Genomic DNA, 21,020 nt, shown 5'->3' with positions numbered 1-21,020 from the left:
CATTCTAAAAAGAATAAGAATGGGAAGAAATACTTCAATATCGCTTGGAAATCATTTTGAAAACTTCATTGAAAATAGTCTTTCAGAAGGAAGATTCAAAAATGCAAGTGAAGTTGTGAGAGCTGGATTACGTCTTTTAGAAGAAGAAGAAAATAAATTGATCATTCTTAAAAAAGCAGTTCACGAAGGAAAGGAGAGTGGCCGTGCAGAAAACTTCGATCCTAAAAAACACCTTCAAGATTTAAAAGCAAAGAGAAAAAATGGCTAAATATCATTTAACGAATAAAGCTGTTGAGGATTTAGAAGATATTTGGAATTATACTTTTGATGAGTGGTCTGAAAAACAAGCTGACAAATATTATTTATTGCTTTTAGGTTCTTGCCAAGAAGTTGCTGAAAATCCTTGCTTAGGAAAGAAATATGATATTGTTGCAGAAAAATTATTAGGATATAAATCTAATGAGCACATTCTTTTTTATCAAATTATATCAAATATCGAAATTGAAATTATTAGAATTCTTCATGGAAGAATGGATTTGAAAAGTAAAATTTAAAGTTTTTAGCCACTAAGTCCGCAAAGGCTTTATTTGTTATATGTCAAACTGAGTGAAGTCGAAACATTCTTGAATTAAAAAGGTCTTCGACTTCGCTCAGACTGACAAAACTGGTAAAGAAAGTTCAAAACTACCTTCCCCTAATACTTAAATTAAACAAAAATTGTGCTGTTTCCTGATCTGAATCGGCAGAAAAACCCGCTACATAAACTCCTTTTTTTCCGTTAACGGACTTGATTCCGTATACAACTGCCTCATCGCCTGGATCTGAATCGCCTTCGTATCGATACACATGAACAATTTCAAATTTCTCAGGATTCTTTTTAATCACGTCAGCATTTCGATTAAAATCGCACGTAAATCCTTTCTCATTCAATTGATCTAAAGCCTTTGAAACAGTTGCGTAATGATACATTCTTTTCATAGTAACTGAATTTAAAAATTATGGAATTTTAAAGATAACTAATTTAAAATTAAAAAGTTATGATAAAATTCATAAAATGAGAAATTTAAAATCATTATTCTTCATTGATAAAGTGTTACTTTTGCACCGCAGACCGCCTTATCGTCGTTCCGTTTATCGGGAGGGAGGAAAGTCCGGACACCAAAGAGAAGCATAGCGGGTAACACCCGTCGGTCTTAGAAATAGGGCAAGGACAAGTGCAACAGAAAGTATGTACAGGTAATGCTGTAGTGAAACCAGGTAAACTCTATGCGGTGAAATACCAAGTATATCAGCATTTAAGGGCTTCTCGTCCGTTGTTGAAGGGTAGGTAGCTTGAGTCCCGAAGCAATTCGGGATCTAGATAAATGATAAGGTATTGTCTCGTTGCAAAACTTGACAAGAACAGAATCCGGCTTATAGGTCTGCTTTTTTTATATATTTGTGAAACTATCTAACTAATTTTCATGAATATTCCCGCTCCAAATCCTTCTTCACAAACCAAGAAAAGTGTTTTTTATTCGGTTATAACAAATCTTACTTTTTGGGTTTTAATTTCAATTATCGCTGGTGTTTTGCTTGGGCATTTTTCGCCTGAAAATGGTGTAAAAATGGAGTTTTTAGGCAAAAAGTTTATTCAGCTTATTTCGATTTTTATTGGACCAATTATTTTCTTGACGATCGTTTTGGGAATCTCTGGAATGGGAAATCTTAAAAAAGTGGGCCGAATTGGCGTAAAAGCTTTGGCTTATTTTGAAGTAGTTTCGACAGTTGCATTGGCTATTGGTGTTGCGGTTGCTTATATTTTTAAGCCCGGAAAAATTGATAAATCAGGTTTAGCGATTGGCGATGCAAGTCAATTTACAAAAGGCGCCGCCGAACATTTTTCGTGGTTGCAGTTTTTCTTATCTAACTTTACTTTACAGGTTTTAGTGGCTGCGATTGTGTGCGGCATTGCCTTGAATTTTTATCAAAAAAGAGAGCAGACGATTTTAGTTTTAGAACGAATTTCGAATGTCGTTTTTACAGGTTTGAAATATGTAATGTATCTGGCTCCAATTGGTGCTTTTGGCGGAATGGCATATACAATTGGTAAATTCGGATTAGCTACTTTAATTCCGCTTGGGAAATTAATGCTCTGCGTTTATTTGACAATGGCTTTGTTTGTCTTTTTAGTTTTAGGAAGTATTTTGAAATACTATAAAATCAGCATTTTTTCAATTTTAAAATATATAAAAGAAGAACTTTTACTGGTTCTTGGAACTTCATCTTCTGAAGCTGCTTTGCCAAGTATTATGGTAAAGCTGGAAAAAATGGGTTGCAGTAAATCAGTTGTGGGATTGGTAATTCCAACAGGATATTCTTTTAATCTGGATGGAACTTCAATTTATCTTTCAATGTCGGTATTGTTCATAGCGCAATTGTATGATGTACATTTGAGCTTTTTCGAAATTTTAAGTGTTATTGGGATTTTGATGATTACTTCAAAAGGCGCGGCAGGAGTAACCGGAAGCGGTTTTATTGTTTTGGCCTCTACATTGACAGCACTTCATAAAATTCCGGTTGAAGGACTAGCGTTTTTACTAGGCGTTGACAAATTCATGAGCGAAGCTAGAGCGATTACCAACTTAATTGGAAATACGGTCGCAACAATTATAATCTCAAAAACAGAAAGAGATTTTACAGAATTGAATTTGAGTTCGGTTTCAGAAGAATAATTTTTTTATAAAGTTGCTAAGAAACAAAGTGACAAAGTATTTAAAACTTTTTCCCTTTGTCACTTTGTCCCTTTTTCACTCCAAAATTAAGACTCGTCTTTTGTAGTTCGAACCAAACTGATTCCTGACGTAAAAAATACGATTCCTAAAATTCCGTAAATAATTAATGATTTAACATCTCTGGTTTCTCCGCTTGTGCCGGCAAAAATCACAGCAGTATAAATAAGTCCTATAATTCCGAGGATGGTCAATAATCCGCCGAATAATCTTTTTAGGTTCATGATAATTAGATTTAAAAGTTCTATAACAAATTTATTATTGTAAGTCTTAAATATTGTTATACAATTACTTATGAAAATTATATGATTTGAAGGAATAAATTTGTAAGAAAATAATTTTGTTTTTAACAGCTTCGTCTTGTTTAAATAGTATTTTACGTAAACTAATCGATAAACCTATAATGAAGAAAAATTACTTTTTGCTAGCATTGCTTATTGCAGTCACATCAATTTATGCACAAGATGAAGCTTCGGTTTCAGTTGTAAAAAATCAATTTAAAATCAATATGTTATTTCCGGGATTTGTTTATGAGCACGGACTTTCAGAAAAAAATACACTTTATTCAGAAGTGGCTTTAGGTGTCGGCTATCAATATAACAGCTATCACAATGATGGGAATTTTTTTATTTCACCATTAATCACAGAACAATTTCGTCATTATTATAATTTAGAAAAAAGAGCAGCTAAAGGAAAAAGAACAGCTTTTAACTCAGGAAATTATATTGCTGGACAAGCTATGTATAATTTTAAGTCAATTTCAACTAATGACGAATATGGCAGCTATGCACCATCATTTACGCTAGGCGCGGTTTGGGGATTGCAACGCACTTACAAAGGAAAATTCAATCTTGAATTTAGTGTAGGACCTGGTGTGAATTTTGATAAATATGACACAGAATTTGTGCCAGTAGGAAGTTTTACTTTAGGCTGGGTTCTAGGAAAATAAATCTCATTTAAAATAGAAAAACCTTGATTTGTCAAGGTTTTTCTATTTTAAATTCTAAGCCAATATTACGAACACTTTCAATTTTGATTTTCGGATCTGAATTAAAATATTTTCTAAGTCTGCTGATAAAAACATCCATGCTTCGGCCAGAGAAATAATCATCTTTTTTCCAAACCGACATTAAGATTTGGTCTCTTTTTAATAACTGATTATGATTGAGATACAAATATTCGATCAGAGACGCTTCCATTTCTGTCAGTTGCTGAACGTGATTTTTGTTATTGAGCGTTAATCTCTCATTATCAAAAATGTATGAACCAATTTCAATTATATTATTTCCGTCTAGACTTCTCTTTTGTTCGATTCTTTTTAAAATATTCTGCAAACGCAAAACAAGTTCATCGACTTCAAAAGGTTTCACAATATAATCGTCGGCGCCAAGTTTTAATCCAATGATTTTGTCTTCTTTTAACTTTCTTGCGGTTAGAAAAATAAAAGGAATTTCAGGATTGATTGTAATTATTTTTTCGGCCAATGAAAATCCGTCCAATACGGGCATCATGACATCAAAAACGCAAATATCAAAAGTGTGGTTTTTAAAATAGTCTAAAGCTATTTCGCCATTTTCTGCCCAGATTACTTCAAATCCATGCAGCTCTAAATATTGTTTTAAAATTGCAGCAAAGTCAAAATCGTCTTCGGCTAAAAGTAATTTTTTCAAAATATGGGAATTAAACTTTTAATAAAATAGTAAACTGAGTTCCTTTTCCTAAATCACTCACAACATTAATAGAACCTTGATGCGCTTTCACAATTTGATTTACGTAATAAAGTCCTAAACCTAAACCTTTTGTGTTGTGAAGATTTCCTTGCTCAACGCGGTAAAACTTGTCAAACAACAATGATTGTTTGTTTTTTGCAATACCAATTCCATCATCTTCAAAACTAATGGCAAACTGATTTTCAAGTATTCGTGTTTTAACTGTAATTTGATTCGAACCGTATTTTACAGCATTTTCAAGCACATTTAAAAATGCAGTTGTTAAATGGAATTTATCTAAAACTAAAATTGTTTCCTGCGTTTGAAAATCGGTTTTGATGTCAATTTTTGGGAAAGTGATTTTGAAATCGTTTACAATTGACAGCAGAAAATCTTCGGTTTTAATTTTTTCTTTCTGGAGTTCTAATTCATTTTCTGCCAATGAATTTGCCATAACTTGATCAATCAAACTTTGAAGACGATTGTTCTGACGCGAAATAGTATTTACAATTGAATTGAAATTTTCATCGTTGTCACGAATGTTTTTCTGCTCTAAAATCTTTGTCGAAATCCCTAAAGTTGCCAAAGGCGTTTTAAGTTCGTGCGTAATATTATTGATGAAATCCGTTTTTACATCGCTTACTTTTTTTTGTTTGATTAAAGCTTTTATCGCAATTACAAAAAGACTGATTAGCGTTGCAATTGAAAACAAAGATAAAATCAGAATAAAGGTCATTCGCCTTAAAATAATCATTTCCCAATCAATAACCGAAACATACATTGAGTCTTCCGTCAGCAAATTATAGTTTTGGTTTTCAAAAGTTCCGTTTGTCGTCCCAACATAATTTCGGACTAAAAAGGCGTGATTTAAAGATGCTAGATTACCATATAATCTGTTTTGAATAAAAGGTTTTTCAGAAAAAATGGTATCGGCTTTTTTTGCGTTTTTGTACAAAATGAATTTGTTCAGTACAATAGCAAAATCTATTTTGAAATTAGGAAGATCTCTTTCAAATTTAAGCTTGATTCTTTGTGTTAAAATGTCTTGATAATCGTTTCCTAAAATCCCCTTTTTGACATCAATTTTATTGTTTTTTCCTTGGATATATTTTTCTGATAAATCTTTGTAAAGCGCTTCTTTTTTAGAAACTAAAACCGAATCAATATCGCTGTAATTATTTGTAATCTGAGCAATTTCATTTTTAATCTGCGCATGAAATTCGGCCACTTTATAATCGTAAGCTGTTTTTACCAAATAGCACTGCACGGTCGTTAAAACAATTAGTGCTACGACAGAAAAAACGATTAATAAATTGATTTTTTGTTTCATTTTTTAATTGAAATTATGGGCCACAGATGACACGGATTAAACGGATTCCCGCTGGGTTGTTTTATTTCCACGATCCACTAAAATTTAATCTGTGTAAATCAGTTTCATCCGTGTTATCTGCGGGCCAATTTTCTCCACCCAAAAATAATGCTTTTATAAAACAAAAAAGCCATTAACCGCGCATTAACCTACAATTAACTTTCAGAACTTTTTTTTAGAACCACTTTTGCACTTTCTCAAATCAAAATAATCTAAAAAATGTTTTTTATATGCCTCTTAAAATTCTCCTTCTAATTTTACTTTTTTTGTTTTCGTTTTTTGCAAAAGCCCAAAACGAAACACCAAAAGACTCGACGTCAACTCATTTGAATGAAATTGTGATAAGTCAAAACAAAAAGACTTTTACAAATTCAAACGGAAACATAAAAGTGGATGTTGCGAATTCCATTTACAATACTATTCCAAATCCAATTGATTTGCTTGCGAAACTTCCTTTGGTACAGGTTAGCTCTGATCGTGAGAAAATTTCAATTGTGGGCAAAGGAAATCCTCTAATTTATATTGATAATCAGCGTGCGACAATGAACGATCTAAATGCTTTGGCTGTCGCTGATATCAAAACTATTGAAATCATTCAGAACCCATCTTCAAAATATGAGGCGGAAGGGCGTGCAGTAATTTTAATTACCAGAAAATTAAGTAAAAAAGAAGGTTTTAAAACTGAAATTTCGGAAACAGCTTCTTTCAAAAAGAATTACAATAATTACCTCGGATTCAATTCAAATTTTAAAAAAGGTAAGTTAGAATGGAAAGCTAATTTCAATTATAATCGACGAAATCCTTGGGAAAATCATAGTATTGCTTACGAAATTCCGCAAGCTTCAATTGTTTCGAATTATGATGTGACGGCCAATTCGCACGTAAAGGAATATGTTTTTGGAGGCGGTTTATTTTATAAAATAAATGAAGAGGATTATTTTTCGGTCAATGTAAGCGGAAAACTGCGAGATGATGATTTTGGCATTAATACGTTTACGTACAATAGGAATCAGGATGTTGAGAATAACGTTTTTACTTGGAGTGAGAATTCTAGCAACAAGAATTTCGTGAATGCGTTTATGAATTATTCTAAAAGGCTGAAATTCATTGACACAAAATTTTTTGCTGGTTTTCAATATTCTAATTATAACCAGCATTTATTGAGTTTGGTTCAAAATAATTTTAAAGAAACCGAATTTGAGTTGTCTCAAAACCGCGATCAGAAGTTTAATGTTGATGTATTTTCGGGAAGAATAGATTTGGAGAAAAAATTCAAAAATGAAATGAATTTAGAGTACGGAGCACTTTATTTAAATGCACAGTCCAAATCGGATTCAGATATTTTTGATTTTGAACAAAATGAAAATACGATACTGAATTATGATTTTAAAGAAACAAATTTAGCTGCATACACGCAATTGTCAGGAAAGATTAAAAAGGCTGATTTTTCTGTTGGATTAAGGCTAGAAAATACAAATGCATACGGGAAATACAAATCCAATTCCTTCTCTTCAATTGATAAAAACTACACGAATTTGTTTCCTAAAGTTGAGTTTTCGTTCCCAATTGACAGTACAAAAAATGTAAGTTTAAATTATGCGAAAAATATTGTAAGACCTAAATATTCGTCTTTGAGCCAAATTGCAACCTATATAAATCCTTATTTTTTGTACGGAAGTAGTATAAATCTAGGTCCGGCATTTACAGATGAAATTTCGAGCTCTTTTCAATATCTAGACAAGTCGGTAAAAATGAGTTATTTTAGAACTAAAAACACGGCCAATTACAGTTTTTTGTTTAATGAGGAAACGAATGTTTTGACTCTCACTGAAGTTAATTTTAAAAGAGAAAGCGGTTTTACAATTGATTTTACATTGCCTTTTACGTATAAAATTTGGACGACAACTAATTCTTTGACTTTTATAAAAAGCAAGGTTGAAGATGATGCAGCATTGTTTACTTCTTCAAAACCGTATTTATATTATTATACCAACAACAGTTTCAAATTGCCAAAAGCCTTTACTTATATGTTTACTTTTTGGGGAACCACAAAACAGTATGATGGGGTTTTTGAAAGAAAAGCCAATTTTGTATTTGATATGTCGCTGAGTAAAACCTTTGGCAAAAACTGGAATTGTACATTGAATTACAATGATGTTTTTAAAAGTACAATTTATACTGAAAAGTTTACTGTTAATAATATAAACTCAAAATCAAGATATTTGGTAGATGCAAACGAGATTTCGATTGCGATACGATATTCTTTCGGAAAAATTAAAGAAAGCGAGTTTAAAGAGAAAACGGTTAATGAAAATGAAAGCAGAGTTCGATGAAAACAAAAATCCCTTGAAATTTTCAAGGGATTTTTTTTATGATAAAAAACGAAAATTAACCTTCGTCTTCTTCTGTGATTTTTATTGGAGAATCTCCAGGAAGTTCTTCATCGTCGTCGGTTGAATTTAATTCGAAGAAACTGAAGTACGAACCTCCATAACTTTTCTGAAAAGAAAAATTGCTTAAATGATCTAGTTTTGTGTATTTCGAATGTTCGATAATCATCATTCCATCTTCGTGAAGCAAATCTTTTTCAAAAACAGTTACTACGATTTTTTCAAAAGTTGCTTGATCTAACCCGTAAGGAGGATCAGCAAAAACAATGTCGTATGAAGTTTTGCAGTTTTCCAAAAATTTAAAAACATCACTTTTTGTAGCTGCAATATCAAAATCATATTCTGATGAAACCTGTTTGATGAATTTTACGCATCCAAAATCTCCATCAACAGACGTGATTGGCGCGCTTCCGCGTGAAGCGAATTCATAACTGATGTTTCCGGTTCCTGAAAATAAATCTAAAACCTTTAAACTGTCAAAACTAAAATGATTGTTCAAAACATTAAATAATGCTTCTTTGCTCATATCAGTTGTTGGTCGTACAGGAAGGTTTTTTGGTGGAAAAATTCGGCGGCCTTTGTGTTTTCCTGAAATGATTCTCATGATTGAAATAAGATATAATGTTTTTGATTTTCTGTTAAAGAGAAGCTGTTTTTTTGCTGTAAAGTGCTTACATCCAAGAAGGATATATTACGAATGTATTTATATGCAATGGCATAAAACGGATCGTTCTGGTCTATCGTGCCCAATAATTCGAGTGGAAAAATCTCTGGATTTAAGTTCGATTGTTCGGCAGTAAATAGTAGGTAATATATGAAATCTTCAGGGGTTTGATATTCAAAGGAATTGAAAAACAGCAGTTTTTGATTCTGAACCACAATAACTTCAAACTGGCCAGGATTAAAATTGACAACCATTTTCTTTTCGTCATTGTTTCTTGAATTGTCTAAGATCTTTTCGACCAAAATGCTGTTCGCATGTTTGTAGTCAAAAGAACCAACATTATCAATCAAAAAATTATTAATATTCACATACGGAATATAAACAGAATTCATTTGATAATTTGTGATTTCATCAAAAGTGAAAAAATCGGTTTCAAAAACTTTTGTGTTGTATTGCAAATAACTTCCTAGATACTCTTCATCAAACAAAGCCGTTGGTACAAAAGTCGACAGATTGTTGGTATGAATAACCATTACTTCATCATAAGTATCTTTTAAAGGTGGATTGTTCTTAAAAGCTTCGGTAAAAAGATCTTCAATTTTTGTGCTTTTGCCTGAAGTGTCAAACGTTATTTCTTTATAGGAAGTAATAATATTATTTAAAGTATCAAAACAACAAAATGAAAATCCAGTCAGGGAAACCTGAATAGAAAGCTTTTTGTAATTTTTGGAAGTAATGTTAGTATTTTGCAATGACATATTTGATTTACAATTCGTTACCTGTTTTTGAATCAAGAAAGAATTTAAGGCGACCACAAACTTACAAATTAAAAAGGAACAATAATAATTGCAATTTCAAAAAACGTTTTCAAAAACATTTTAAAATATGGTTAAGTTTTCTTTACCATAATAATTTATTTGAAAAAACAATGAACTTAAAATTTTGAACCATATAAGTTATGTAAGTTCATTTAATAAAATGCCAAAACTCAAATATGCAGTAATCTTAAATTTTCTTATATCACTTATATGGTTTAATAAATGGTTTAATTTTTTAATTGCCGTTAAAATCACGTACTTTGTAGTACAATTTCACCCTATGAATTCAACATTGTTTTACAGCGTTTTACAAAAAAGATTTCCTTTTGCACCAACTTACAAACAAGATATATTTTTTCAAAAAATCGCTATTTTTTTGACCGAACCTCAAAACGATACCATTTTTGTATTGAAAGGATATGCAGGAACCGGAAAAACAACTGTGATTTCGACTATTGTAAATAATCTTGGAGAAATCAATAAAAAGTTTGTTTTGCTTGCGCCAACGGGCCGTGCGGCAAAAGTGATTTCGAATTATTCCAATACTGCTGCTTTTACAATTCACAAGAAAATATATTTTCCTAAGAAATCATCGGGTGGAGGAGTTGCTTTTACAAAACAGGTAAACAAACATAAAAACACCATTTTTATTGTCGATGAAGCTTCGATGATTTCTGATAGTACTTTAGATAGCGGTTCGCTTCTAGACGATTTGATTAATTATGTATATTCTGGAAGTAATTGCAAAATGATTCTTTTAGGTGATACTGCACAGCTTCCACCAGTAAATTTAGATATTTCTCCAGCTCTTGATATTCAAACTTTGGGCGTTCATTATGATAAAGAAATTGAACATATTGAACTGGATGAAGTAATGCGTCAGGAAGAAAGCTCAGGTATTTTGTTCAACGCAACCGAACTTCGTGAAATTCTGAAAGAAAGCTTTATTACCGAATTTAAATTCAATGTCAAAAAGTTCAAAGACATTGTTCGATTGACGGATGGTTATGATATTCAAGATGCCATAAATACGGCTTACAGCAATTACAGTATTGAAGATACGGCTTTTATTGTTCGTTCCAATAAAAGAGCGAATCAATACAATGAACAAATTAGAACCCGAATTTTATTTAAAGAAAGCGAACTTTCTGTCGGTGACTTTTTGATGGTCGTAAAAAATAATTATTTCTGGCTTAAAGAAACTGATGAAGCCGGATTTATTGCCAACGGAGATATTATTGAAGTTCTGGAAATGTTCGGAATCAAAGAATTATATGGCTTTACTTTTGCAAAAGTAAAAATCAGAATGGTCGATTATCCGGAGCAAAAACCTTTTGAAACGGTTTTACTTTTGGATACAATTAAAAGCGAATCTCCATCTTTAACTTACGAAGAATCAAATCGTTTGTACGAAGAAGTAATGAAAGATTATGAAGATGAACCAACAAAATACAAGAAGTTCCAAAAAGTAAAAGAAAACGAATATTTTAACGGTTTGCAAGTGAAATTCTCATACGCCATCACTTGTCACAAATCACAAGGAGGGCAATGGAATACGGTTTTTATCGAACAACCATATCTCCCAAACGGAATAGACCGCGATTACATCAGATGGCTTTACACGGCTATGACGCGTGCTAAAAATAAGTTATATTTGATAGGATTTAAAGACGAGAGTTTTGAGGAATAAAACACGAATTTCACGAATTAGCACGAATTTTTTAGATAAAGATTAGTGTAAATCTGTATAATTCGTGTTTAAAACATTTTTACAATGACAACACTAAATGACTTAAATTCGATTTCGTCTTCGTTTTCGAATACAGATAAAATGCCGGTTCTGTTTTTAGGACACGGTAGCCCAATGAATGCAATTGAAGAAAATCAGTTTGTTACTGGTTTTCGTGAATTGGCTAAAACTTTGCCACAGCCAAATGCAATTTTGTGTATTTCGGCGCATTGGTTTACCAAAGGGACAAAAGTTACGTCGATGAAAATGCCAAGAACGATTCATGATTTTGGAGGTTTTCCGCAAGCACTTTTTGATGTGCAATATCCTGCAAAAGGAAGCCCAGAACTAGCTTTGGAAACTAAAAAAATATTAGATCCAGTTCAGGTCGAATTAGACGAGCATTGGGGGTTAGATCACGGCGCATGGAGCGTAATAAAACATTTATATCCAAATGCAGATGTTCCGGTAATTCAGTTAAGTATTGATTACACAAAGTCTGGGCAATATCATTTTGAATTGGCTCAAAAACTCCAATCATTGCGACATAAAGGTGTTTTAATTGTGGGAAGTGGGAATATCGTTCATAATTTGCGTTTGGTCGATTTCAGAAATTTTGACAAAGACAATTACGGTTACGATTGGGCAATTGAAGCCAGAGAAACTGTAAATAATTATTTATTAGATGGCAATTTTCAGCCTCTAATTGATTTTGAAAAAATGAGCAAGGCAGTCCAAATTGCAATTCCAACTCCGGATCATTATTTGCCATTACTTTATACTTTAGGTTTAAAAGAAAAGTCAGAAGAATTGAGTTTGTTTAATGATAAATTATTAGCTGGATCTCTGAGTATGACTTCGGTAAAAATATTGTAATAGTATTTTGTTTTCTAATCGTTTTCTATCTTATGTAATAACGGTCTCAAAGTTATAATCGAAACAATTTGTTAAAAAAAAATAAATTGGTGAGATAGTAAAATGTTTCATGTAAATTTGTTTATTTTTACATAAGTAATTGTTTGTCAGTTGATTATTTAGTTTGTATCTTCTTTTTAAGTAGTTTTTTTAAATGCCTTTTGTGATTAACTGGTGATAATTTAAAAAAGGATAGAAGATGTTTACAAATTAAGTAAAAGTGCGGCATCAGCACTATAATCACTGATAAAACTAAGATGAATCCAAACAAAGCATTATGGGAAAAAGGCGATTTTACGCGCGTTGCAGAATCTATGAGAGAAAGCGGTGCCGAATTGGTTGCCAAAATTGGAATTAAAGAAGATACTAACGTTTTAGATCTCGGCTGTGGCGATGGTACTACTGCAATACCTTCGGCAAAAGTAGGAGCCAATGTTTTAGGTGTTGATATAGCAAGAAATTTAGTTGAAGCTGGCAATCTTCGAGCAAAAAAGGAAGGATTGGATAATATTGTATTTAAAGAAGGTGACGCAACCGATTTGAATGAATTGAAAGATCAATCTTACGATGTTACGATGAGCATTTTTGGAGCAATGTTCGCTCCAAAACCTTTTGATGTTGCTAAAGAAATGGTTCGTGTCACAAAACCTGGAGGTAAAATTATTATGGGGAATTGGATACCGGGTGATCCAACGTTGATTGCACAAATCTTGAAAGTTAGCGCTGAATTTACACCACCGCCTCCTGAGGGTTTTGTAAGCCCAATGCTTTGGGGTATTGAAGATAACGTAATCGAAAGATTCACAAATGCGGGTGTTCCTAAAGAAAATATTTCTTTTGAGAGAGATACCTTTACATTTAAAGCATCATTCCCACCTTCGGAGTGGCTAAATCGATTAAAAAATTACTACGGTCCAACTATGAATGCTTTTGAAGCTGCTGAACAAAATGGAAAAACTTCGGATTTGTATGCTAAACTCGAAGAATTAGTTAGTAGCCAAAACAAAAGTAATGACGAAAATTCTACATCAATTCCCGCAACTTATCTTCGTGTTACAGTTTTGGTTTAAATTTTGGTTTTAATATCTTGAACATGATTTTCATCCTTTACAGAAATAGAAAACAGAAAATTTAAAAGTAATTTTTGCATATTTGCAAACACTTAAAATCGGTGAAAATTAAATTACTAAATTTTGAGTTTTTTAAACTCAGTAAAATATAAGAATGAAAATAATAGCGGTAATTCCAGCCAGATATGCTTCAACACGTTTCCCCGCAAAATTAATGCAGGATTTAGGAGGCAAAACAGTAATTTTGAGAACTTACGAAGCAGCAGTTTCTACGAAATTATTCAACGATGTTTTTGTAGTAACCGATTCTGATTTGATTTTTGATGAAATCGTTTCTAATGGCGGAAAAGCGATCATGAGTATTAAAGAACACGAATCCGGAAGTGATAGAATCGCTGAAGCCGTTGCAAATTTAGATGTTGATATTGTGGTAAATGTTCAGGGCGATGAGCCATTTACAGAAGCTGGACCTTTGGCGCAAGTTTTATCGGTTTTTAAAAATGATCCTGATAAAAAGGTTGATTTAGCTTCGCTGATGCGTGAAATCACAGATGAAGACGAAATCAATAACCCGAATAATGTAAAAGTTGTGGTTGATCAATCGCAATTTGCACTTTATTTTTCAAGATCTATAATTCCGTATCCAAGAGAGAAAAATGTTGGAGTGAGATATTTTCAGCACATCGGAATTTACGCTTTTAGAAAACAGGCTTTATTGGATTTTTACAGTCTTCCAATGAAATCTTTAGAAGCTTCTGAGAAACTAGAACAGTTACGTTATTTAGAGTTCGGAAAACGTATAAAAATGGTCGAGACAACGCACGTTGGAATTGGAATTGATACGGCGGAAGATTTAGAGAAAGCAAGAATGATGCTGAAGGATATTTAATTAATTGATAATTGATAATTGATAATTGATAATTGATAATTGATAATTGATAATTGATTTGAGCATTATCCACAACCTTGTCATTTCTCCTTCGTCGAAATGACAAACTTTACGGTTACGTGGTTTATAAAACAAAAAAGCTCCAAAAATTTTTGGAGCTTTTTCTTTTATCTAAAACATTCTAAATCCTTAATATAAACTAGGAAATTTAGAAGGATTAACTTCGTTCATCATGCTGTATACTTTCTCGAAAATATCTTCAGCTGAAGGTTTTGAGAAATAATCACCATCAGTTCCGTATGCTGGTCTGTGGGCTTTTGCAGCTAATGTTTGTGGTTTACTATCAAGATATTTGTAAGCATCTTGTTCTTCCAGAATTTGTTGTAAAATGAAAGCAGAAGCTCCTCCAGGAACATCTTCGTCAATTACTAAAAGGCGATTCGTTTTTGCAATACTTTTTACAATATCTTTATTTACGTCAAACGGAAGAAGCGATTGAATATCAATAACTTCGCAGTCAATTCCTAAATCAAGTAATTCGTTTGCCGCTTGCTGAACCAATCTTAAAGTAGATCCGTAAGAAACTAAAGTAATATCTGAACCTTCTTTCATAGTTTCAATTATTCCAATTGGTGTTTTAAATTCACCAAAATTCAATGGCGCTTTTTCTTTTAAACGGTAACCATTTAAACATTCGATTACTAAAGCCGGTTCATCACACTCTAATAGCGTGTTATAGAAACCTGCCGCTTGTGTCATGTCTCTCGGAACCAAAACGTGAATACCGCGAATTGCATTGATAATCATTCCCATTGGAGAACCAGAATGCCAGATTCCTTCTAAACGGTGTCCGCGTGTTCTGATGATTAATGGCGCTTTTTGTTTTCCAACAGTTCTGTATTGTAAAGTAGCCAAATCATCACTCATGATTTGGATTGCATATAATAAATAATCTAAGTATTGAATTTCAGCAATTGGACGCAAGCCTCTTAAGGCCATTCCAATTCCTTGTCCAATAATAGTTGCTTCACGAATTCCGACATCGGCTACGCGAAGTTCGCCGTATTTTTCTTGCATGCCTTCTAAACCTTGGTTTACGTCACCAATGTTTCCAACATCTTCACCAAAAATTAAAGTTTCTGGATATTTAGCAAATAAAGCATCAAAGTTATCACGCAAAAGCATTCTTCCATCGATATCAGCTTTTGTATTTTCTCCATATTCAGGAAGAACTTTCTGAACTGAGAAAACATTTTTATCTGAATCAGAATGTAAATTACTGCTGAATTTTTCCTGAGTTTCGTTTAAAAATCTAGTAATCCATTCTCTTAAAATTACTTTGCTGTTTGGAACTTCAATAAAACGAAGAATCTTTCTAGCATAAACCAGCAATTCTTTTTTAAGTGGCGCTTTAATCGCGTTTAATTCCGAAATATATTTTCTGATTCTGTCTTTGTGGTTGATACTTGCTTCAGCAATTTGCTCCAATAAAGCTAGAAGATTTTTTTGTTCGTCAATAATAGGATTAATGAATGAATTCCAAGCTTCTTTTTTAGCTTCAAGAACTTCTTTTTTCAATTCGAATTCAATTTCAGAAAGCTCTTCTGGCGATGCAATATTAATCGCAATCATCCATAAACGCATTTGGCGAATACAGTCAAAATCTCTTTCCCAAGCTAATCTTTCTCCGTTTTTATAACGTTCGTGCGAACCAGAAGTAGAGTGACCTTGAGGTTGTGTCAATTCATTTACGTGAATTAAAACCGGAATATGATCTTCACGCGCGATTTGTCCAGCTCTTTCATATGTTGAAACCAGTTCAGCATAATCCCAGCCTTTAACTCTAAAAATATCATAACCTTTAGAATCTTCGTCACGCTGATATCCTTTCAGGATTTCAGAAATGTTTTCTTTTGTAGTTTGATGTTTGGCGTGAACCGAAATTCCGTATTCATCATCCCAAACACTCATTACCATTGGAACCTGTAAAACTCCAGCAGCATTTATAGTTTCAAAAAACAAACCTTCAGATGTACTTGCATTTCCTATCGTTCCCCAAGCAACTTCATTTCCGTTTACAGTAAATTTATCTTTGATGGTAATTCCGTCAACGTTTCTGTAAATTTTTGAAGCCTGTGCTAATCCCAATAATCTTGGCATTTGTCCCGCTGTAGGTGATATATCTGAACTTGAATTTTTTTGTTTTGTTAAGTCTTTCCACGACCCGTCTTCGTTTAAACTGTGCGTTACAAAGTGTCCGCCCATTTGTCTTCCGGCAGACATTGGATCAAAATCCAAATCGGTGTGACCGTATAAACCAGCAAAAAATTGTTTTGGAGTCAGCTCGCCAATTGCCATCATAAAAGTTTGATCGCGATAGTAGCCAGAACGAAAATCACCGTTTTTAAAAGCTTTTGCCATAGCAAGCTGTGGTACTTCTTTTCCGTCTCCAAATATTCCAAATTTGGCTTTTCCTGTTAATACTTCTTTACGACCCAAAAGACTACATTCACGGCTAGTTACTGCAATTCTGTAGTCGTTCAATACCTCAGTTTTGAAATCTTCAAATGTTAATGTAGTATTGTTTTTTTCTTTTATCATAATCTTTAATGGTCATGTTTAGACTGCGAAATTACTTAAAAACAATCAATAATCATAATTCTTTAAAATAAATATAATTTAATTATTTGTATTTAAAATCAAAAAACTACGTATTTTATTTATGTAATTTTCATTAAAAAATGTAATTATGTAATAATAATTCAACTTTTTGTTTAAAATTTATTTAATTAGAACCATTTTCTAGTGAAAAGAGTGACTAATGTTTTTGGAGAGAATGTGATAACAAATCGTATTTTTTCGTTGTAATGGCTTTGCGAAATTTCCCATCCATTATTAGAATAGACTGGAAAATAGAGCTCAAAATAATCAGGAACTAAATTTAATCGAATACCGCTGTCGTATGCAAAGAATTCCTTTTGATGCTTGTTTTTTAAAAAACCAATATCGCCATATACTTCAACCCAATTCCAAATTGCATAGCTGGCATTTAAAGTTGCCATCCATTGATTTGCATACGAAGGTTCTAATTGTGATTTAAAACCACCTTCGGCAATTACATATTGCTGACTAAAAAATCCAGTAGATTCAGATCTTCCAAAAAGATTATAATCAAATAAATAATCAGTCGGCCTGTCTAAACCAAAACTGAAATAATCTGAATTTGTTGTATTATAAAGGAATGTTCCTGCATATAGTCTTAAATTCAATTTATGATTATTTTCGAATAAGCGTCTGTATTCAACTTCTCCAGAAAGTTTTCCAAAATCTCCTGAAAATTGAACATCATTCATATAACTAAAATGATCGACCAACTCTGTTTTTGTATTGGAATAACGCACATTAAAAATCGAATAATTCGGTTTAGAATTATCAGTAATGTAAACACTTGCTTCACGGTTTACAATCACTTGGCGAAACATGATCAATTGTTTTCTGTTGTCTCTAAAGTTTTCTTCACGAATGCGAAGTTGCACCATCGGATTTAATCTCAAATATGTTGCATCTGGCGCGTAGTGAAAATAATTCTGACTGAGCGAATAGCGTACATTGAACAATGTACTGTTTCGATAATATTGATTCCAAGAAAATGCCGACGAACCAGAAATTGTTTGTGCTTTTATCGAATAAGCTGGGTTAATATCAAATGTAAACGGTTTGTCTAAAATGGTTTTATTATGAAAACGAATTCCCGGCGTTATACCATCATAATAATTATAGGTTAACGTAGGAATGTATAAAATCTGATTGTAATAAGGATCTTCTAAATCTTTGGCAAAATTAAATTTGATAGGACGATTTGTGATTGCAAGCGTTTTTAATGATTTCCAATTGTTGCGTTGATTGTATTCTGGAACTTCATTATCATAATTCAAGACTAATTTATCAGCATTTTTTCTAGTAAATTGGTAAACCGAATCACTGTTTTTTGGTTCAATCCATTCTTTAAAAACAACTTCATTTTTTTTGATTCCGTATACCGGAATTGGAGCGTATACGCCAGTTACGTTTTTTATAGAAAACTGAACACTATCTTTCGTTCTTGAAACATCTGTAAATCTATAATCAATAATATCGCGCGATTCGATAATAGTTCTAAAGAACCAATCGATGTCTTTTTTACTGTTTTTGGTTAATATTTTTTCAAAATCGTATCGATTCGTTTGCTGTTTTTTATTTAAAGAATAAAATTCCTCAACACTTTCTGGAACAATATTATGATTCAAATAATCGTCTAAATAACTCAAGCTTAAACCCGCGCGGTATTTACTCGCAATTTGTTCGTTGAATTTGATCAAAGTATTTTTTGGATCACCAAGTGGCTGATCTAAATTTTTTCGTGCCATCAGCATATAATAATAGCTGTATTGCTCGTTAAAAGTCAGATTGGTAATGTTGTAGCTTTTAAAAAGTTTCATGTCTGAAAGTCTGCCAAGCATTTTTTGATCTAAATGGTTTTCTTCCATATATTTCATCATGGCATAAATCTGAATTCCGTCATAAACCCAATTGTCTTTTCTTGGATTCAGGCGAAGACTGTTTTTTAAATAATTGCTCAAATACGTTTTCAAAAAAGTAATTTCGAATATAAATTCATCTGTAAACGGACTGATAAACGATGGCAATTGATTAAGTCCATAAAACGGATTTCGGTCATAATCTGCCTGAGAAACCGTAATTTTTGAATGCGGATATTTTCCAATAAACTCATTTGCAAAAGAAGCAACCCTGTTAATAACTATTGCTCTCTGAATTTCACTCAGTTTTTTTGTTTTTAGATCCGATACAACTTCCAGATTTCCATTTGTATAACTTCTGAAACTGTTTTGTTTTTCAATAAATAAATTAAAATCGGTTCTATCATTTCCAGAAAAAGTGTAAGTACTGAAAGCAGGATTTGAATCGTCTTTTGAAACCGAATTCAAATCAGTACTGATCGAATAATTAGTGGGAATTTTTATTTCAAGCTGATAATTAACCGTTGCATTTGCAATATCATCTAGATTGAAATTGTTGTTTTTTACAAAACGGTGATTTTCAAATCGGGAAGGGGTTAAAAACCAATTTTTGAGGTTCATTCCGCCATTTTGGTCAAAACCATAATGCGTAAATTTTGCACTCGGAATTTTAGAAATATAAGTAAGATGCAAATCTATTTTTTCGCCCGGATGCAGTTTTCGATTTAATTTTACAACTATAAAATCAGGGTTTTTATCTGTTCTTTCCCATTCCAGTGCCATATTATCAGAATCGGTAAGATTCAGGATTGTTGTATTTCCTCTTTCTTCAGGTTTTGCAACATGAAAACCTCTGTAGAATTCGTCAGAAAAGCGTTTTGCCAAAGGCGTATTTTTGTCTGAAAAAGCATTGTTCCAATCATTCAGAATAATCGAAATCAGAGTGTCGTTTGAAGTATTGTAATAGGTAATATCCTGTTTTACATTCAGTGTTTTAAGTTCGAGATTAACCGCCACCTCCATCTTAGATTGATGTTGTGCATATTGTTTTATCGAGCTTAATAAAACAAAAGAAAGGATAATAATTTTAAAAAGTGATTTCAAAAAATGGCTTAAAAATTATGGATATACCTTAAGATACGTACTTAAAATTGTTTCGGTTTTTTGTAAAAATAGCATAAAAAAAGCTGTTTTAAAAAACAGCTCTCAATTTTTGCGTACTTGCAGTAAAATTTAACCATATAAGTGATATAAGTTCATGTAGAAGGATTGCTTTGAGCATTAAATTTAAATGAACTTATATCACTTATATGGTTTAAAAATATTTTAGAAATTTGGACTTAAATCGTATTTCTTGTAGAATTTATCTAGAACATCAACTACTTCATCTTCAGTGTCAACGATTTTGAATAAGTTTAAATCTTCTGGGCTTACTGTTTTCATTTTTTCAACCAAAACTGTTTTAACCCATTCGATCAAACCTGACCAAAATTCAACTCCAACTAATATAATTGGGAATTTTCCAATTTTTTTAGTCTGAATCAAAGTAATTGCTTCAAACATTTCGTCCAGAGTTCCAAAACCTCCTGGCATAACCACAAAACCTTGCGAATATTTAACGAACATTACTTTTCTCACAAAAAAATAATCGAAATTCAGGTTTTTATCGTGATCGATATAAGGGTTGAAATGCTGTTCAAAAGGCAGTTCGATATTCAAACCAACTGAAGTTCCGCCTCCTAAATGTGCGCCTTTATTTCCGGCTTCCATAATTCCCGGGCCTCCTCCCGTAATTACACCGTAACCGGCTTTACTAATTTTAAAAGCAATTTTTTCAGCCAATTGATAGTATTTATCATCCGGTTTTGTTCTTGCCGATCCAAAAATCGAAACACAAGGACCAATACGTCCCATACTTTCATAACCATTCACAAACTCCGACATGATTTTAAAAATCGCCCAGCTGTCATTGGTTCTTATTTCATTCCAAGTTTTCTGTTTTAAACTGTCTTGGATTACTTTATCTTCATCATTATCAAAATCTTCTAATCTCATTTTAGGTATTTTAATTATTTATATTTTTATTTAAGCTGATTCTTTTTGACTATAGTTAGGAGAAGGAGCTGATTCCTGCTGTCCACTATATCTTTTGCGCCTCCCGATAGCTATCGGGACCACC

18 protein-coding genes and 1 other RNA gene are annotated in these 21,020 nt (G+C 32.5%); 10 read left to right on the top strand and 9 right to left on the bottom strand.

Features of this window, described 5'->3' with window-relative positions:
- Window positions 1–19: 19 nt before the first annotated feature.
- Both RB619_RS14315 and RB619_RS14310 read left to right on the top strand, forming a co-directional pair.
- Window positions 20–268 (top strand): type II toxin-antitoxin system ParD family antitoxin, encoded by a 249-nt coding sequence (locus RB619_RS14315; RefSeq protein ID WP_308098593.1) that lies wholly within the window; start codon window positions 20–22, stop codon window positions 266–268.
- Window positions 261–554 carry a type II toxin-antitoxin system RelE/ParE family toxin gene (locus tag RB619_RS14310; protein WP_308098591.1) on the top strand — a complete coding sequence of 98 codons (294 nt, stop codon included), beginning with the start codon at window positions 261–263 and terminating at the stop codon, window positions 552–554. The genes RB619_RS14315 and RB619_RS14310 overlap by 8 nt, the downstream gene beginning before the upstream one ends.
- A 130-nt stretch (window positions 555–684) precedes the next feature.
- On the opposite strand, the gene RB619_RS14305 is transcribed toward RB619_RS14310, so the two are convergent.
- Window positions 685–978, bottom strand: coding sequence for a hypothetical protein (locus RB619_RS14305; RefSeq protein ID WP_308098589.1), 294 nt, complete (start codon window positions 976–978; stop codon window positions 685–687).
- A gap of 125 nt (window positions 979–1,103) precedes the next feature.
- Here RB619_RS14305 and rnpB point away from each other — a divergent pair.
- Window positions 1,104–1,432, top strand: an RNA gene (gene rnpB / locus RB619_RS14300) — RNase P RNA component class A.
- 31 nt (window positions 1,433–1,463) lie between these two features.
- Complete coding sequence (locus tag RB619_RS14295; protein ID WP_308098587.1) at window positions 1,464–2,714, top strand: cation:dicarboxylate symporter family transporter; 1,251 nt, start codon at window positions 1,464–1,466, stop codon at window positions 2,712–2,714.
- An 86-nt stretch (window positions 2,715–2,800) separates the two neighbouring features.
- On the opposite strand, the gene RB619_RS14290 is transcribed toward RB619_RS14295, so the two are convergent.
- The gene (locus RB619_RS14290; protein WP_308098585.1) at window positions 2,801–2,995 is read right to left on the bottom strand and encodes a hypothetical protein; all 195 of its coding nucleotides are present in this window, start codon (window positions 2,993–2,995) and stop codon (window positions 2,801–2,803) included.
- A gap of 179 nt (window positions 2,996–3,174) precedes the next feature.
- Between RB619_RS14290 and RB619_RS14285 the strand changes: the two genes are divergently transcribed.
- Window positions 3,175–3,720: a DUF3575 domain-containing protein gene (locus tag RB619_RS14285; RefSeq protein ID WP_308098583.1), complete on the top strand. Its 546-nt coding sequence runs from the start codon at window positions 3,175–3,177 to the stop codon at window positions 3,718–3,720.
- 31 nt (window positions 3,721–3,751) lie between these two features.
- Here the strand turns inward: RB619_RS14285 and RB619_RS14280 are convergent, their stop codons facing one another.
- Together RB619_RS14280 and RB619_RS14275 are read right to left on the bottom strand one after the other, a co-directional pair.
- Window positions 3,752–4,441 carry a response regulator transcription factor gene (locus tag RB619_RS14280; protein ID WP_308098581.1) on the bottom strand — a complete coding sequence of 230 codons (690 nt, stop codon included), beginning with the start codon at window positions 4,439–4,441 and terminating at the stop codon, window positions 3,752–3,754.
- A gap of 10 nt (window positions 4,442–4,451) precedes the next feature.
- Entirely contained in the window at window positions 4,452–5,810 is a 1,359-nt protein-coding gene (locus RB619_RS14275; protein WP_308098579.1) for a HAMP domain-containing sensor histidine kinase, read from the bottom strand.
- 269 nt (window positions 5,811–6,079) lie between these two features.
- Here RB619_RS14275 and RB619_RS14270 point away from each other — a divergent pair, with 269 nt between their 5' ends.
- On the top strand, window positions 6,080–8,182 hold the full coding sequence (locus RB619_RS14270) for a TonB-dependent receptor domain-containing protein (protein WP_308098577.1): 2,103 nt from the start codon (window positions 6,080–6,082) through the stop codon (window positions 8,180–8,182).
- Between the two features lie 55 nt (window positions 8,183–8,237).
- On the opposite strand, the gene RB619_RS14265 is transcribed toward RB619_RS14270, so the two are convergent.
- Both RB619_RS14265 and RB619_RS14260 read right to left on the bottom strand, forming a co-directional pair.
- A complete protein-coding gene (locus RB619_RS14265) occupies window positions 8,238–8,843 on the bottom strand; it encodes an RsmD family RNA methyltransferase (RefSeq protein ID WP_308098575.1) in 606 nt (201 codons plus the stop codon).
- On the bottom strand, window positions 8,840–9,661 hold the full coding sequence (locus RB619_RS14260) for a DUF3822 family protein (RefSeq protein WP_308098573.1): 822 nt from the start codon (window positions 9,659–9,661) through the stop codon (window positions 8,840–8,842). Before RB619_RS14260 ends, RB619_RS14265 begins: the two co-directional genes overlap by 4 nt.
- A gap of 340 nt (window positions 9,662–10,001) precedes the next feature.
- Between RB619_RS14260 and RB619_RS14255 the strand changes: the two genes are divergently transcribed.
- The 4 genes from RB619_RS14255 to kdsB all read left to right on the top strand — a co-directional run bounded on the left by RB619_RS14255 (window position 10,002) and on the right by kdsB (window position 14,324).
- Window positions 10,002–11,411 carry an AAA family ATPase gene (locus tag RB619_RS14255; RefSeq protein ID WP_308098571.1) on the top strand — a complete coding sequence of 470 codons (1,410 nt, stop codon included), beginning with the start codon at window positions 10,002–10,004 and terminating at the stop codon, window positions 11,409–11,411.
- Window positions 11,412–11,495: 84 nt separating this feature from the next.
- A complete protein-coding gene (gene ygiD, locus RB619_RS14250; protein ID WP_308098569.1) occupies window positions 11,496–12,326 on the top strand; it encodes a 4,5-DOPA dioxygenase extradiol in 831 nt (276 codons plus the stop codon).
- A 296-nt stretch (window positions 12,327–12,622) separates the two neighbouring features.
- Window positions 12,623–13,435 (top strand): class I SAM-dependent methyltransferase, encoded by an 813-nt coding sequence (locus RB619_RS14245; RefSeq protein WP_308098567.1) that lies wholly within the window; start codon window positions 12,623–12,625, stop codon window positions 13,433–13,435.
- A 154-nt stretch (window positions 13,436–13,589) separates the two neighbouring features.
- On the top strand, window positions 13,590–14,324 hold the full coding sequence (gene kdsB / locus RB619_RS14240; protein ID WP_308098565.1) for a 3-deoxy-manno-octulosonate cytidylyltransferase: 735 nt from the start codon (window positions 13,590–13,592) through the stop codon (window positions 14,322–14,324).
- Between the two features lie 189 nt (window positions 14,325–14,513).
- Here the strand turns inward: kdsB and RB619_RS14235 are convergent, their stop codons facing one another.
- The 3 genes from RB619_RS14235 to RB619_RS14225 form a co-directional block, all read right to left on the bottom strand.
- Window positions 14,514–16,925, bottom strand: a complete 2,412-nt coding sequence (locus tag RB619_RS14235; RefSeq protein WP_308098563.1) for a thiamine pyrophosphate-dependent enzyme — start codon at window positions 16,923–16,925, stop codon at window positions 14,514–14,516.
- Window positions 16,926–17,113: 188 nt separating this feature from the next.
- Window positions 17,114–19,864 (bottom strand): aminopeptidase, encoded by a 2,751-nt coding sequence (locus RB619_RS14230; RefSeq protein ID WP_308098764.1) that lies wholly within the window; start codon window positions 19,862–19,864, stop codon window positions 17,114–17,116.
- Between the two features lie 303 nt (window positions 19,865–20,167).
- Window positions 20,168–20,896: a TIGR00730 family Rossman fold protein gene (locus tag RB619_RS14225; protein ID WP_308098561.1), complete on the bottom strand. Its 729-nt coding sequence runs from the start codon at window positions 20,894–20,896 to the stop codon at window positions 20,168–20,170.
- Window positions 20,897–21,020 lie beyond the last annotated feature (124 nt).

Origin of the sequence: Flavobacterium sp. LHD-80, assembly GCF_030929605.1 — a bacterium.
GTDB lineage: Bacteria > Bacteroidota > Bacteroidia > Flavobacteriales > Flavobacteriaceae > Flavobacterium.
This window is presented reverse-complemented; position numbering and strand designations above follow the sequence as displayed.

What these genes read in the sequence shown, in the direction of transcription:
- RB619_RS14315 (WP_308098593.1), top strand. Translation starts at nt 20, where the DNA reads ATGGGAAGAAATACTTCAATATCGCTTGGAAATCATTTTGAAAACTTC.
- RB619_RS14310 (WP_308098591.1), top strand. Translation starts at nt 261, where the DNA reads ATGGCTAAATATCATTTAACGAATAAAGCTGTTGAGGATTTAGAAGAT.
- RB619_RS14305 (WP_308098589.1), bottom strand. Translation starts at nt 978, where the DNA reads ATGAAAAGAATGTATCATTACGCAACTGTTTCAAAGGCTTTAGATCAA.
- RB619_RS14295 (WP_308098587.1), top strand. Translation starts at nt 1,464, where the DNA reads ATGAATATTCCCGCTCCAAATCCTTCTTCACAAACCAAGAAAAGTGTT.
- RB619_RS14290 (WP_308098585.1), bottom strand. Translation starts at nt 2,995, where the DNA reads ATGAACCTAAAAAGATTATTCGGCGGATTATTGACCATCCTCGGAATT.
- RB619_RS14285 (WP_308098583.1), top strand. Translation starts at nt 3,175, where the DNA reads ATGAAGAAAAATTACTTTTTGCTAGCATTGCTTATTGCAGTCACATCA.
- RB619_RS14275 (WP_308098579.1), bottom strand. Translation starts at nt 5,810, where the DNA reads ATGAAACAAAAAATCAATTTATTAATCGTTTTTTCTGTCGTAGCACTA.
- RB619_RS14270 (WP_308098577.1), top strand. Translation starts at nt 6,080, where the DNA reads ATGCCTCTTAAAATTCTCCTTCTAATTTTACTTTTTTTGTTTTCGTTT.
- RB619_RS14265 (WP_308098575.1), bottom strand. Translation starts at nt 8,843, where the DNA reads ATGAGAATCATTTCAGGAAAACACAAAGGCCGCCGAATTTTTCCACCA.
- RB619_RS14260 (WP_308098573.1), bottom strand. Translation starts at nt 9,661, where the DNA reads ATGTCATTGCAAAATACTAACATTACTTCCAAAAATTACAAAAAGCTT.
- RB619_RS14255 (WP_308098571.1), top strand. Translation starts at nt 10,002, where the DNA reads ATGAATTCAACATTGTTTTACAGCGTTTTACAAAAAAGATTTCCTTTT.
- ygiD (WP_308098569.1), top strand. Translation starts at nt 11,496, where the DNA reads ATGACAACACTAAATGACTTAAATTCGATTTCGTCTTCGTTTTCGAAT.
- RB619_RS14245 (WP_308098567.1), top strand. Translation starts at nt 12,623, where the DNA reads ATGAATCCAAACAAAGCATTATGGGAAAAAGGCGATTTTACGCGCGTT.
- kdsB (WP_308098565.1), top strand. Translation starts at nt 13,590, where the DNA reads ATGAAAATAATAGCGGTAATTCCAGCCAGATATGCTTCAACACGTTTC.
- RB619_RS14235 (WP_308098563.1), bottom strand. Translation starts at nt 16,925, where the DNA reads ATGATAAAAGAAAAAAACAATACTACATTAACATTTGAAGATTTCAAA.
- RB619_RS14230 (WP_308098764.1), bottom strand. Translation starts at nt 19,864, where the DNA reads ATGGAGGTGGCGGTTAATCTCGAACTTAAAACACTGAATGTAAAACAG.
- RB619_RS14225 (WP_308098561.1), bottom strand. Translation starts at nt 20,896, where the DNA reads ATGAGATTAGAAGATTTTGATAATGATGAAGATAAAGTAATCCAAGAC.